This window comes from Pelomonas dachongensis (assembly GCF_043555865.1).
Classification (GTDB): domain Bacteria; phylum Pseudomonadota; class Gammaproteobacteria; order Burkholderiales; family Burkholderiaceae_C; genus Pelomonas; species Pelomonas dachongensis.
This window is the reverse complement of record NZ_JBIGHY010000007.1, coordinates 24,741-38,176: the sequence shown is the minus strand read 5'-3', so window position 1 is coordinate 38,176 and position 13,436 is coordinate 24,741. Positions and strand designations below refer to the sequence as shown.

Sequence of the window (13,436 nt, the reverse complement as noted above, 5' to 3'; positions counted from 1 at the left end):
GCATGGCGTACGACAGCGTCAAGACCGGCGGTCACATCAGGCCTCGGCGCTCGTGACCGGAAAAGTCGCAGTCGCCGAGGTGGCCGCTGCGAAAAGCACCCAGAACGACATTCGTCAGGTTCGCACTGGCGAGTTGCCCCTCGGACTCGACAACGAAGCCGTGGTTGGCCAGGTCGTCGTATCGGGCCAGACAGCCGGCGAACGCGTCCGCGTCGCGCGGCGGCTGCACCGAGGCGCCGTGCAGCGCACGGCTGGCACTGGCGGCGTTGCCGAAGGCTCTGGCGTCTGCTGCCGTAACGGCCCGGATCAGCGGCGCTTCAGCGGCCCAGTGGGGCGATGCCCAGCCACGCGGCGTGCAGCCAGAACGCGAACAGCGCCCACAACGCCACACCGGCCACGACGGTCGCCGCTGTCCCTGCTGGTGTGGGCGTCGCCAGTGCCACGGCCGGCCGCCGTCGCGCCGCGCGGAACACGAGAATGGACCACACCAGGAAGCTGCCGAACAGCATCACGTCGGCCAGCGTGTTGTTGGCCAGCAGGTGGGCCAGCGCCCAGACCTTGACCGACAACGTCATCGGGTGCTGCAGCCGCGCCTTGAAGTGGTTGCGTGGCACGTAGGCCGCGGCCAGCAGCACCAGCGCTACCAGCATCAGCAAGGCGGCGAGATGGTTCATGCCGCGGATGGGCGCCCACAGCACCACGGGGTTCAGCCGGGCCTGCGAGTAACCCCATAGGATCAGCGCGAAGCCTAGCAGGGACACCAGCGTGTACAGACCCTTCCATCCCTTGTCGCCGAGCCGGGCGATCTGCGCGTCGCGCCAGCGCGGCGCGATGGCGCGTGTCATGTGGATGCCGAGAAAAAGTGCGAGGCCGAGGGCGAGCCAGGTCATGACGGAACTCCTTTTGCGGGGCGGATGATGCCGTCTTTTTAGGGAGCAGACCGGCGCAGCGCCGGCCTCCGCCTGATTCAGGTCTGCCGGTCGACGCGCAGCGCCAGCACCACCGAGCTGTTGGTGCGCAGCACGCCGTCGATGTCTCCGATCTCGTCGAGCAGCGCGTCGAGCCTTGCCGTCGTGTCGGCGCGCAGCAGCGCCATGTAGTCGAACTCGCCGCTGACGGATGCCAACTGGCGCAGCTCGGGCAGTTCCGACAGCCGCTTGACGACCTCGCGCCCGGCTTTAGGGCTGACAGTGATGCCCACGAAGGCTTGCACGCTGCGCCCGGACTCGTCGCCGCCCAGTCGTGCCGTGTAGCCGACGATGCGCCCGCCGGCTTCCAGCCGCGCCAACCGCGCGACGACGGTGGTGCGCGCCACGCCCAGCTTGCGCGCCAGCGTGGCCGTGCTTTCCCGTGCGTTGGCCTGCAGCAGCAGGATCAGCTGGCGGTCGAGGTCGTCGGTCGAGGAGAGGGGATTTACCCGTGATTCATCCATAGTGGCGAATCATCTCGTCGATTCGACGAATCAGCAATTGCTTTCGTCGGAACATCGCTTTCTTTCGTCGGCAACCCTGCCTAGAGTGCGGCCCAACGCAAACCCTGCCTGGAGCCCCTCATGAAGATCGCCCTGCTCGGCGCTGGCCACATCGGACAGACCATCGCCCGCCTGCTGCACGCCACCGGCGACTACCAGGTCACCGTGCTCGACAAGAACGCCGGCTACCTGAAGGTGCTGGCCGACGAGGGCATCGCCACCGCCGAGGTCGACAGCGACAACCGTGCGGCTCTGGCCGCCCAACTGCGCGGCAAGGACGCCGTCGTCAACGCGCTGCCCTACCACCTGGCCATCACCGCCGCCGAGCTGGCGCTGGAGTGCGGCTGTCACTACTTCGACCTGACCGAGGACGTGGCCGCCACCAAGGCCATCAAGGACATGGCGAAAGGCGCCAAGACCGCCTTCATGCCGCAGTGCGGCCTGGCGCCGGGTTTCATCGGCATCGTGGCCCACCACCTGGCCAGCGGCTTCGACAGTGTGCGCGACGTTCAGATGCGCGTCGGCGCGTTGCCCGCCTTCCCTACCAATGCGCTGAAGTACAACCTGACCTGGTCGGTCGACGGGCTCATCAATGAGTACTGCCACCCCTGCGAGGCCATCCACGAGGGAGAGACCATCGCCGCGCTGCCCTTGGAGGGGCTGGAGCACTTCAGCCTGGACGGCACCGAGTACGAGGCCTTCAACACCTCCGGCGGCCTGGGCACGCTGTGCGAGACCTGGGCCGGCAAGGTCCGCAACTTGGACTACAAGACCGTGCGCTACCCCGGCCACCGCGACCTGATGCAGTTCCTGCTGGGCGACCTGGGCCTGAAGAGCGACCAGGGTAACCTGAAGGACATCATGCGCAAGAGCATGCCTGCGACGATGCAGGACGTGGTGCTGGTGTTCGTCACCGTGTCGGGCATGAAGAACGGCGTGCTGCTGCAGGAAGTGTTCGCGCGCAAGATCTTCGCGACGCGCGACGGCAAACAGCCGCTGAGCGCCATCCAGATCACGACGGCCGCCGGCATCTGCGCCGCCGTGGACCTGTTCCGCGAAGGCAGGCTGCCGCAGCGGGGCTTTGTGCGTCAGGAGGAAGTGGCGCTGCCGGACTTCCTGGCCAACCGCTTCGGCTCGGCGTATCAGCAATCGCGCCAGGTCGAATCCATCTCCTGAAGAGAATGCCGAGCATGAAGCAACAAACCCTCTCCCTGATGGACGCGCTTGGCGTCCACCTGCCTGCATCCGGCGACCTGACCGTGCGCTCGCCCATCGATGGCGGCGTCATCGCGCAGCTGCCGACCGCCAGCGCCGCCGACATGAAGGCCGCCGTGGGTCGCGCGCATGAGGCCTATCTGGCTTGGCGTGTCGTGCCGGCGCCCAAGCGTGGCGAGCTGATCCGCCTGTTCGGTGAAGAGCTGCGCGCGCACAAGGCGCAGCTTGCCGCGCTGGTCTCCATCGAGGCCGGCAAGGTGACCAGCGAAGGTCTGGGCGAAGTCCAGGAAATGATTGACATCTGCGAGTTCGCGGTCGGTCTGTCGCGCCAGCTGCACGGCCTGACCATCGCCAGCGAGCGCCCCGGCCACCGCATGATGGAGCAGTGGCTGCCGCTGGGGGTGGTCGGCATCATCTCGGCGTTCAACTTCCCCGTAGCCGTGTGGGCCTGGAATTCCGCGCTGGCCCTCGTGGCCGGCGACGCCTGCGTGTGGAAACCTTCTGAAAAGACGCCGCTGACCGCGCTGGCCACGCAGGCGCTATTCGAGCGCGCCGTGAAGGCGTACCGCGCCGCCGGCAACGCGGCGCCTGACGGCCTGTCCGAGCTGATCATCGGCCGTGCCGATGTGGGTGAGGCGATGGTGGACGACGCCCGCGTGGCGCTGGTGTCGGCGACCGGCTCGACCCGGATGGGCCGCGCCGTCGGCCCGCGCGTCGCCGCGCGCTTCGGCCGCTGCCTGCTGGAGCTGGGCGGCAACAACGCCATCATCGTGACGCCCAGCGCCGACCTGGACCTGGCCGTGCGCGGCATCCTGTTCGGCGCCTACGGCACGGCCGGCCAGCGCTGCACGACGACGCGCCGCGTCATCGTGCACGAGAGCATTCATGATGCCCTCGTCGAGCGCCTGGACCGCGCTCGTGCGCAGCTGCCTATCGGCTCGCCGGTGGAGCCCGGCACGCTGATCGGGCCGCTGATCGACGCGCAGGCGTTCGACGCAATGCAGTCCGCGCTGAAGGCGGCGCGAGAGCAGGGCGGGCAGGTCAGCGGCGGCGAGCGCGCGCTGGCTGACCGCTTCCCCGAGGCGTACTACGCCGTGCCGGCGCTGGTGCGCATGCCGGCGCAGACCGAGGTGGTCTGCCACGAAACCTTCGCGCCCATCCTGTACACGCTGAAGTACGCGACCCTGGACGAAGCCATCGCGCTGCAGAACGGCGTGCCGCAAGGCCTGTCATCGGCCATCTTCACGACCGACCTCCGCGAGGCCGAGCGCTTCATGAGCGCGGCCGGCAGCGACTGCGGCATCGCCAACGTCAACATCGGCACCTCGGGCGCAGAGATTGGCGGCGCGTTCGGTGGCGAGAAGGAAACGGGCGGCGGCCGCGAGAGCGGTTCGGACGCGTGGAAGGCCTACATGCGCCGCACCACCAACACGGTGAATTACTCCAGCGAACTGCCGCTAGCCCAGGGCGTGAAGTTCGACATCTGAGTCGAATTCGCCGGGGAGTACCGAAAACTGGGCTATAGTCTGTGGCTCCTGAAAGCCCAGGTGGCGGAATTGGTAGACGCACTAGTTTCAGGTACTAGCGGGTAACTCCGTGGAGGTTCGAGTCCTCTCCTGGGCACCAAACAAGAAAGGCCAGCACGCGAGCGCTGGCCTTTTGCTTTTCGGGGCTTCATCGGCGCATCAGCGCGTGGCGGCAGGAAACCAGCGCTCCTCGAACTCGGCGGAGGGGACTCCCTTGCCGAACCACCATCCCTGTCCCCAGTTGCAGCCCATCTCGCGCAGCGCCAGCATCTGCGCCTCGGTCTCCACGCCTTCAGCGACGACCTCAAGCGCCAGTTCGCGCGCCATCGTCACGATGGCGCGGCACAGTGCCAGAGCCTTGCCTCCGTTCTCCAATCCGGCGATGAAGCTGCGATCGATCTTCACCGTGTCGATGTCGTGGTGCTGGAGGTAGCTCAGCGAGGAATAGCCAGTGCCGAAGTCGTCAAGCGCGATGGCCAGCCCCGCCTCGCGCAGCGCGCGTAGTCGCTCGGCCACCGCTTCGTCGCGCTCCAGCAACAGACCTTCTGTGATTTCCACCGCAAGGGCATCGCCGCCCAGGCCCAGGCTGCGCAGGTGCGAGATCCAGTCGGGCTGCAGGCGGTGGCCGCGCTCGCTGAGGAACTGCACCGGCGACTTGTTGATGCTGATCTGGAAGCCTTCGTGCCCCGCCGCGCGCCAGGTTTGCGCCTGGGCCGCCGCCTCGCGGAACACCCAGTTGCCGATGTCCACGATGAGGCCGCTGCTCTCGGCGATGGGGATGAACTGCGCGGGGCTGACGTCACCCAGCTGCGGGTGCCGCCAGCGCAGCAGCGCCTCCGCCTTGCGCGGCGGTGCGGCCGGGTCGCGCAGCGACAGGATGGGCTGGTAGACCAGGCTGAGCTGCTGCAGCTGCAGCGCCCCGCGAAGCTCGCCGGCCAGCCGGGCGCGGCGCTGAGCCGCGTCGTGCAGTGACGGCGTGAACATGGCCATGCGGTTGCGACCGGCGCGCTTGGCCTCGTACAGCGCGAGGTCGGCGTGCTTGAACAGGGCTTCGATGTCCAGCCCGTCGCGTGGCGCCAGGCTGACACCGATACTGGCCGACACATACACCCGCTCGCCCGCGACCTGGAATGCTTCGGACAATGCCTCCAGCACGCCATGTCCGGTGCGCTCGGCTTGCGGTTGAACTTGCGCTGCCGCTAGCAGCACGGTGAACTCGTCGCCGCCCATTCGCGCCACGGCGCCGTTGCTCGCGCCGTCCGCAGGCATGCAGTCCTGCAGACGGCCGGCGACCTGCACCAGCAGCGCGTCGCCCACGTCGTGGCCCAGAGAGTCGTTGACTTCCTTGAAGTGGTCCAGGTCGACGAATAGCACGGCGAGTTCCTCGCCGCGCGAGGCGCGCTGCGCGAGAGCCCGCTCGATGCGTTCGCGCAGCGCGCGTCGGTTGGGCAGGCCGGTCAGCGCATCGACGCGTGCCTGCTGCCAGACCAGTGTCTCCTGGCGCTTGCGCTCGGTGATATCGGTGTGCGTGCCGACCATGCGCAGAGGCTTTCCGGTCGTATCGCGGGCGATGACCATGCCGCGGCTGAGGACCCATCTCCACTGGCCGTCCTTGGACAGCACGCGATGCTCATTGCGGTAGACCGGCGTACGGCCGGCGAAATGGTCCTCACGATCCTGCGCCATCCGGGCCAAATCCTCGGGGTGCGTGCGGGCATCGAAGGCCTCCGGCGTGGCGTCCAGGTCGCCGGGCTCGAAGCCGTATAAGCGCAGGTAGCGGTCGGAGAAGTGCTCGATGCCGGCCTGTACATGCCAGTCCCACACGCCGTCGCCGCTGCACTCCAGCGCCAGCTTCCAGATGGCATCAGCCTCATGCAGGCGATGCTCCGCGGCGCGGCGCTCTGCAATGTCGGTGTGCGTACCCAGCCACAGCGCTGACTCCGCCAGACGCTGCGCCTGCGCCAGCATCCAGTGGCCGCCCACGCGGTACTCCAGCTCGAAGCGCCCCGTCGCCTGCGCATCGGCCCAGCGCTGCGCGAAGGCGGCGCGGTCGTCTTCGTGCAGCCACTGCGCCAGCGGCGTGGGCAGGTCGGGGCGATTGAGCGCCTCGGCCAGGCGTGCGTTCATCCACAACAGGCGCCCCTGCGCGTCGGCCTTCCAGACCTGCTGGGGCAGGGCGTCGAGGACAGAGGCAAAGTGCACAGGCGAGGACATTGCGATGGATACGGGACTCTGCCGACGGAGTATGCCCGCCGCCATGGGCCACAATCGCGCCCGCCCGAGCCGTTCGGGCGCGTTTTGGACGAGACCCCCCGCATGAACAAGACCGATCTGATCGAACATCTGGCCGCCAAGCACGAACTGAGCAAGGCCGAAGCCGGCCGCGTCCTCGAGACGCTGCTGGACGCCATCGTCACCACCGTGAAGAAGGGCGGCGCCGTGTCGATCCCGGGCTTCGGCTCCTTCAAGCAGCACGCCCGTGCCGCCCGCAATGGCGTGAACCCCAGCACCGGCGCCAAGATCAAGATCGCCGCCGCCAAGCTGCCCAAGTTCACCCCGGGCGCTGGCTTCAAGGCCGCCGTGGACCCGAAGGCCGCCGCCAAGAAGGCAGCTGCCAAGCCGGCAGCCAAGGCTGCAGCGAAGCCGGCCGCCAAGGCCAAGAAGAAGTAATCCTTCGCTATCGTGAGCCCGCGCGGCACCAGCCCCACCATTGTCGACGTCGCCCGTGAGGCGGGCGTGTCGATCAAGACGGTGTCCCGCGTGCTCAACCATGAACCCGGTGTGCACGAAACCACCCGGGATCAGGTGCTCAAGGTGGTGGAGGCGCTGCGCTACCGGCCCAAGCAGTCGGCACGCAGTCTGGCAGGCGGACGATCCTTCCTGATCGGCCTGCTCTATTACGACCCGAGCGCCAACTTCGTCGGCAGCGTGCAGCAGGGCGCCACGCTGCGTTGCCGCGAGCTGGGCTATCACCTGGTCGTCGAGTCGCTGCACAACGACGCACCCGACCTGCGTCAGCAGATCGACCGCATGGTCATGGCGCTGCGGCCCGACGGCATGATCCTGACGCCGCCGCTGTGCGACAACCCCGAGGTGCTGGCAGCGCTGCGAGACAGCGGCACGCCCTGCGTGCTGATGTCCCCGGAGCGCGACATCCGCAGTGTGCCGTCTGTGCGCATGGACGATGTGCACGCGGCCGAGGAGATCACCAACCTCTTGCTGAGCCTGGGGCATCGCCACATCGCGTTCATCAAGGGGCCGCCCGACCAGTCCGCCAGCGCCGCGCGCTACCAGGGCTTCGTCAATGCGCTGCAGGCACACGATCTGCAGCCCGATCCCGAACTGGTCCAGCCGGGCAACTTCACTTTCGCCAGCGGTCGTGACGCAGCCCACAAGCTGCTCAGCGGCCGTCAGCGTCCGACCGCCGTGTTCGCCAGCAACGACGACATGGCGCTTGGCGTGCTCGCCGCCGCGCATCGGTTGGGGCTGAACGTGCCCAATGAGCTGTCGGTGGCCGGCTTCGACGATTCACCGACGGCTGCGCTGGTGTGGCCGCCGTTGACGACCGTGCGCCAACCGGTGGTCGAGATGGCCCGCATGGCCGTCGAAATGCTGGTGACCGGTCCGCGCAATGCGGTTAGCGCGCCGGTGGACGAGACCGACCTGCACCGGGTGCTGCCGCACGAACTGGTCGTGCGCGATTCGACGCGAGCACGCTGAGCGCCGCCCACCTTCCGCAAGGCGACGGCCGCGCCGACCCCTGTCAGCCGACCTGACGCTCCCTAAAACCGCGGGTTAACTGCTGCCAAATCCTCAACTGATACCGCTGTCATTGCGTATTGACAACGTTGTCAGTGCTCGGCAACATGCTTGCTAGCTGGCAGGCCGACGCCAGCGCACCGGTTGCGGATATCCGCGGCGGGCGCGCCAGACCAGCATCAGGAGACTGCATGCCTTTCCGCTTTTCTTCGGCTGCCGGCATCCCGCCGCCATGCCGCAGGCTGTCAGCTGCGCCGCCCCCGCCGTAGCTGACTGGCGGCCGGGCGCCTTCACCCCACAGCCGTTCTTCCTTTCACCTCCCCCGCTCGTCCCTTCGTGCCCGACGCCTGCTCGTCGCGCCCCCTTTCCTGCCGCGCCATGAACCTCTTCGACCCCGATCGCCTGACTCCCGCCAGCCTTGCCGAGGCGTTTCCGCCCGACTTCTTGTGGGGCTCGGCCACCAGCGCTGCGCAGATCGAGGGTGCCGCCTTCCAGGATGGCAAGGGCGCCTCCATCTGGGACGCCTTCTGCCGCCAGCCGGGCCGCATCAAGGACGCCTCCAACATCGACGTCGCCTGCGACCACTACCACCGCTTCCGTGAAGACGTGGCGCTGATGAAGGGCTTGGGCCTGGACTGCTATCGCTTTAGCTTTTCCTGGCCACGGGTGCAACCGCAGGGCCGTGGCATCTGGAACGAAGCCGGCTTCGGCTTCTACGACCGCCTCATCGACGCGTTGCTCGAAGCCGGCATCAAGCCGCACGCCACGCTCTACCACTGGGACCTGCCGCAGGCGTTGGACGAGGGAATCGGCGGCTGGCTGTCGCGCGACATCGCGGGCCTGTTCGCCGACTACGCGGCCGAGGTCGCGCGCCGTTTCGGCGACCGCCTGGCCAGTATCGCGACCCACAACGAACCCTGGTGCACGGCCACGCTGGGCTATGAGACGGCCCAATTTGCACCGGGCCACACCAGCCGCGCCGAGAGCCTGCAAGTCGCCCATCACCTGATGCTGTCGCACGGTGATGCCATCGCCGCCATGCGCGCCGTGACGAGGGCGCCGCTGGGCATCGTGCTGAACCACACGCCGTCGTTCCCGGCCACGCCGAGCGAGGCCGATCGCCGCGCCGCCCGCATCGACGACGGCCTGAACGTGCGCTGGTACATGGACCCCATCTTCCGCGGCGCCTATCCGCAGGACGCCATCGACTTCGTCGGCGCCGATGCGCCGCAGGTTGAGCCGGGCGACCTGGCGCGCATCCACCAGCCACTGGACTTCCTCGGCATCAACTTCTACACGCGCAGCCTGCTGGCCGCGGACGGAAAGCCGGTCACCGGCCCGGGTCAGCGCGGCTTCACGGACATGGGCTGGGAGATCGTGCCTGAGGTGTTCGCACAGCACCTGGTGCGTCTGGCTCGCGAGTACAACCCGCCGCCGATGTACATCACCGAGAACGGCATGGCCAACGCCGATCGCGTCGTCGACGGCCGTGTGCCGGATGTCGAGCGCATCGCGTACCTGTCGGCCCACCTGCGCGCGCTGGCGACGGCCATCAGCCTCGGGGCCGACGTGCGGGGCTATTTCTATTGGAGCCTGCTGGATAACTTCGAGTGGAACTCCGGCTACCTGAAGCGCTTCGGCCTGTTCCACGTCGACTACGCCACGCAGCAGCGCGTCGCCAAGGACAGCGCGCACTGGTACCGCGATCTGGTCAGCCGCCATCACGCGCGTCGGTGACACGGGTCCGCGGGCGCGGCTGAGCCGCCTCCAGTACTGCGCGAATCTGCATTCGTTCGCGTTTGCACCGACTAAGCTGCGGAATTTCGGTCACGATCAGGCGCTAAGCTCTCCCCTGCACCGCCAGGCGAGAAGCAAGGGGATGACCCCCGCTGCGCGTGAGGGCGTTCCGATAATTTGACGTATAGCAGGAGGCTGGTTCCGGGCCGCTGCGGCAGTCGTGCCGCGACGGAACCATGTCGAGGGGTGCCCGGAGTACGGGTGTAGCGAATGCAGGAAAGAGCCAACGATCCGCTGATCGACGTCAATCAATTGACGGTCGGTATGTTCATTCATCTCGATCTGGGATGGATGTCGCATCCGTTTCCGTTGTCGAGCTTCAAGATCGTTTCCACCGACCAGTTGCTGACGCTGCGTCGCCTTGGCCTGACCCAGGTGCGCTGGAGCCCCGCCAAGAGCGACCTGGCGACCCAGCCGAACCCCGCGCCGCTGGACGAAGCCGCCCCCGCCTCGACCGCCGGCGGCGACCCGCGCGCCGACGGCACGGTGCCGACCCCCGAGGAGCTGGCTCGCGAAGCCCATCGCAGCGCGCTGGCAGCACAGCGCGAAGCCCTGCGCCTGTGCGAGCAGCAGTACGGCGAGGCTACGGATGCCTTCCGTGGCGTCATGGACCAGGTGGCCTCCGATCCCCACCAGGCGCGCAAGCAGGCCGAAGGCCTGACGGCGGCACTGCTCGACAAGATGTTGGTCGAGGGTGATCTCAACATGCGGCTGCTCAACGAAGCCGCCGGCGACCGCAGCACCGCGCACGCGCTCAACGTGTGCATCGTCGCCTTGCTGCTGGGCCGCTCGTTCGGACTGGGCCGCGACGAGATGATGGACCTGGGCGTCGGCGCGCTGCTGCACGACGTCGGCAAGCTGGAGGTTGCCGCGCGTCTGCGGCACCGCGACGAGAGTTTCACCTCCGCCGAGACGCAGGCCTACCAGCAGCACGTCGCCAAGGGCGTGGCCATCGGCCAGGCCATGGGCCTCGCGCCAGGCCCCCTGCTCATCGTCGCGCAGCACCACGAGCATGCGGACGGCACCGGCTTTCCGCAGCGTATCAACATGGACCGCATGAGCACCGGCGCGCGCATCGTCGCGCTGGTCAACCGCTTCGACGGCCTGTGCAACCCGCTGATCACCTCCAAGGCCATGACGCCGCACGAGGCGCTGTCGCTGATGTTCGCGCAGGGGCGCAACCGCTTCGACGCGACGATGTTGAACGCTTTCATCCGCATGATGGGCGTGTACCCGCCGGGCTCCACCGTCCAGCTGACCGATGACCGTTACGCGCTGGTCGTCTCCGTCAACTCGGCACGGCCGCTGAAGCCGCGCGTGATGGTTCACGACCTGAAGGTGGCCAAGGAGGAGGCGTTGATCCTCAACCTGGAAGACATGCCGGACCTGGGTATCCGTCGCAGCCTGAAGCCGCAATTCCTGCCGCGCGCTGCGCTCGACTACCTGAGCCCGCGCGCACGCATCGCCTACTTCTTCGACGCCGTCAGTACGGGGCCCGGGGAGCTGACGGCGTGAACGCCCGCCGCGAGGCGAACTCCAACCAGACTCGCGCCGCCGAGGCGCCGTCCGTCATCGGCGCGCTGCTCGAAGGGTTGCCCGAGCCCGCCTGGCTGGTGGACGGCGAGAGCCTGACGGTCAGCGTGGTCAACCGCGCCGCGCTGCGGCTGCTGGGACTGAAGCCGGAGCGAGCGCTCGGCCAGGCGCCCGGCGCGTTGTGCGGCTCGCTGGAGGACGAGGCCTTCTGGCAGGGCGCCGCGCGCGACCCGTTCGCGCGCATCCGTTCGGACACCGTGCTGACGCACAGCGACGGTCAGCCACGCTGGGTGAGCCGCTCCATCAGCCCCATCCACACTCCGCAAGGCAGCCGCTACTGGCTGGTGCTGTTGCACGACCAGACGCGCCGTCGCCGCGCCGAGGCGGAGCGTGAGACGCTGCTGGCCGAACTGCGCGCGACGCTGGAATCCACCGCCGACGGCATCCTGGTCGTCGACCTGGGCGGCCGTGTGCGCAGCTTCAACCGGCGCTTTGCCAAGCTGTGGGGCCTGCCGGGCGGGTTGCAGCACGAGCCGGGCGATGCCGGTCTGTGGCTGAGCCTGCAGCGCGTCATGCGCGACGGCGAGCAGTACCGCCTGCGCATCGAAGCCTTGCTGGATGCGCCGCTGATGCGCTCCAGCGACGTGTTGCGCCTGGCCGATGGCCGCGTGCTGGAGCAGGTCTCGTTGCCGCAGATGAGCCGCGGCGAACCCATCGGTCGCGTGTTCTCCTTCCGCGACCTCAGCGAGAAGCTGGCGGCGCATCAGCGCATCGAGGAACTGGGCCGGTCCGACGCGCTGACCGGCGCACCGAACCGCCGCGCACTGGCTGACCGCATCGTTCAGCAGATGTCGACTGTCGCGACCGGCGAGCCGCTGCCTTCGTTCGCGCTGATCCACCTCGACCTGGACCGCTTCAAGCAAATCAACGACACGTTGGGGCACAGCTATGGCGACCGCGTGCTGCGCGAGATCGTCGAGCGCCTGCGCGGCGCGGCCCGGCCCGACGACACGCTGGCGCGGCTCGGCGGCGACGAATTCGCGCTTCTTGTCGATGGTGCACAGATGTTCGAGGCCGAGGCCGTCGCGCGTCGCATCCAGCAGCTGCTGGCGCAGCCGTTCAGCTTCGACACGCTGAGCTTCACCGTGACGGCGAGCTGCGGCATCGCGCTGTATCCCGGCGATGGCGGTTCGCCCGACGAGCTGATGGCCAGTGCCGAGCGCGCCATGCACTGGGTCAAGGAAAGCGGGCGCGCGGGCTTTCGGTTTCACGTGCCGCGCAAGGAAGTGGACCTGCTGTCGCGCATGCGCCTGGACCACGACATGCGACGGGCGCTGGCCGACGGCAATTTCCAGCTGCACTACCAGCCGCAGGTCGAACTGGGCAGCGACCGCGTCATCGGCGCCGAGGCCCTGATCCGCTGGCGCGACCCGCAGCGCGGCGACATTTCGCCGGCAGAGTTCATCCCCTTGGCCGAGGAAAGTGGCTTCGTCATCCCCATTGGCGAATGGGTGCTGCGCGAGGCCGTCGAGCAGGCCGCCTACTGGCTGGGGCGCGGCCTGCGCATGCCGGTGGCTGTCAACGTGTCGGCGCTGCAGTTTCAGCAACCGCATTTCGTCGAGAACGTCGCCGCGGTGCTGCATGACGCTGCCTTGCCCGCCAGCATGCTGGAGTTGGAGCTGACCGAAGGTGTGCTGATCGGCGACGCCGACGAGGGCCTCAAGCGCATGCAGGCGCTGGCGGCGCTGGGCGTGACGCTGTCCATCGACGACTTCGGCACCGGCTACTCGTCGCTGGCCTACCTGAAGCGCTTTCCGATCCAGCGCCTCAAGATTGATCGCAGTTTTGTGAAGGGGCTGCCTGGTGACGCCAGCGACTGCGGCATCGCCAACGCCATCGTGCAGATGGGCCGGGCGCTGGGTCTGCAGGTCATCGCCGAAGGCGTCGAGACCGAGGCACAACGCGACTTCCTTGCACAGGCGGGCTGCCACGAGTTCCAGGGCTACCTCTACGCGCCGGCGCTGCGCCCCGACGAATTCGAGCAGCGGGTGCGACCGCGGCGTCACGTGGTGGATGCCGCCGTGTCGGGCTGGCTGGGGCTGGCGAGCGCCGGCTGAGCCTGGCGCGCACAATGC

At 68.2% G+C, this 13,436-nt stretch carries 11 protein-coding genes and 1 tRNA gene; 8 read left to right on the top strand and 4 right to left on the bottom strand.

The features are described from left to right. Nucleotides 1-31: 31 nt before the first annotated feature. The 3 genes from ACG02S_RS18410 to ACG02S_RS18400 all read right to left on the bottom strand — a co-directional run bounded on the left by ACG02S_RS18410 (nucleotide 32) and on the right by ACG02S_RS18400 (nucleotide 1,432). The gene (locus ACG02S_RS18410) at nucleotides 32-229 is read right to left on the bottom strand and encodes a hypothetical protein (protein WP_394471940.1); all 198 of its coding nucleotides are present in this window, start codon (nucleotides 227-229) and stop codon (nucleotides 32-34) included. Between the two features lie 88 nt (nucleotides 230-317). After that, entirely contained in the window at nucleotides 318-890 is a 573-nt protein-coding gene (locus ACG02S_RS18405; RefSeq protein WP_394471939.1) for an NnrU family protein, read from the bottom strand. A gap of 77 nt (nucleotides 891-967) precedes the next feature. Next, nucleotides 968-1,432, bottom strand: a complete 465-nt coding sequence (locus ACG02S_RS18400; RefSeq protein WP_394471938.1) for an Lrp/AsnC family transcriptional regulator — start codon at nucleotides 1,430-1,432, stop codon at nucleotides 968-970. Between the two features lie 120 nt (nucleotides 1,433-1,552). Between ACG02S_RS18400 and ACG02S_RS18395 the strand changes: the two genes are divergently transcribed. From ACG02S_RS18395 to ACG02S_RS18385, 3 genes are all read left to right on the top strand, one after another. After that, the gene (locus ACG02S_RS18395; RefSeq protein WP_394471937.1) at nucleotides 1,553-2,647 is read left to right on the top strand and encodes a saccharopine dehydrogenase family protein; all 1,095 of its coding nucleotides are present in this window, start codon (nucleotides 1,553-1,555) and stop codon (nucleotides 2,645-2,647) included. Nucleotides 2,648-2,685: 38 nt separating this feature from the next. Beyond that, nucleotides 2,686-4,173 carry an L-piperidine-6-carboxylate dehydrogenase gene (amaB, locus tag ACG02S_RS18390; protein ID WP_394472212.1) on the top strand — a complete coding sequence of 496 codons (1,488 nt, stop codon included), beginning with the start codon at nucleotides 2,686-2,688 and terminating at the stop codon, nucleotides 4,171-4,173. A gap of 54 nt (nucleotides 4,174-4,227) precedes the next feature. Further along, nucleotides 4,228-4,312, top strand: a tRNA-Leu gene (locus tag ACG02S_RS18385). Nucleotides 4,313-4,371: 59 nt separating this feature from the next. On the opposite strand, the gene ACG02S_RS18380 is transcribed toward ACG02S_RS18385, so the two are convergent. Next, on the bottom strand, nucleotides 4,372-6,426 hold the full coding sequence (locus tag ACG02S_RS18380; protein WP_394471936.1) for a putative bifunctional diguanylate cyclase/phosphodiesterase: 2,055 nt from the start codon (nucleotides 6,424-6,426) through the stop codon (nucleotides 4,372-4,374). Between the two features lie 102 nt (nucleotides 6,427-6,528). Between ACG02S_RS18380 and ACG02S_RS18375 the strand changes: the two genes are divergently transcribed. The 5 genes from ACG02S_RS18375 (at nucleotide 6,529) to ACG02S_RS18355 (ending at nucleotide 13,418) form a co-directional block, all read left to right on the top strand. Beyond that, nucleotides 6,529-6,882 carry an HU family DNA-binding protein gene (locus tag ACG02S_RS18375; RefSeq protein WP_474103951.1) on the top strand — a complete coding sequence of 118 codons (354 nt, stop codon included), beginning with the start codon at nucleotides 6,529-6,531 and terminating at the stop codon, nucleotides 6,880-6,882. A 12-nt stretch (nucleotides 6,883-6,894) separates the two neighbouring features. After that, nucleotides 6,895-7,932 (top strand): LacI family DNA-binding transcriptional regulator, encoded by a 1,038-nt coding sequence (locus tag ACG02S_RS18370; RefSeq protein WP_394471934.1) that lies wholly within the window; start codon nucleotides 6,895-6,897, stop codon nucleotides 7,930-7,932. 417 nt (nucleotides 7,933-8,349) lie between these two features. After that, entirely contained in the window at nucleotides 8,350-9,708 is a 1,359-nt protein-coding gene (locus ACG02S_RS18365; protein ID WP_394471933.1) for a GH1 family beta-glucosidase, read from the top strand. A gap of 270 nt (nucleotides 9,709-9,978) precedes the next feature. Continuing rightward, on the top strand, nucleotides 9,979-11,283 hold the full coding sequence (locus ACG02S_RS18360; protein ID WP_394471932.1) for a cyclic di-GMP phosphodiesterase: 1,305 nt from the start codon (nucleotides 9,979-9,981) through the stop codon (nucleotides 11,281-11,283). After that, the gene (locus ACG02S_RS18355) at nucleotides 11,280-13,418 is read left to right on the top strand and encodes a putative bifunctional diguanylate cyclase/phosphodiesterase (protein ID WP_394471931.1); all 2,139 of its coding nucleotides are present in this window, start codon (nucleotides 11,280-11,282) and stop codon (nucleotides 13,416-13,418) included. The genes ACG02S_RS18360 and ACG02S_RS18355 overlap by 4 nt, the downstream gene beginning before the upstream one ends. The last annotated feature ends 18 nt before the right edge of the window (nucleotides 13,419-13,436 follow it).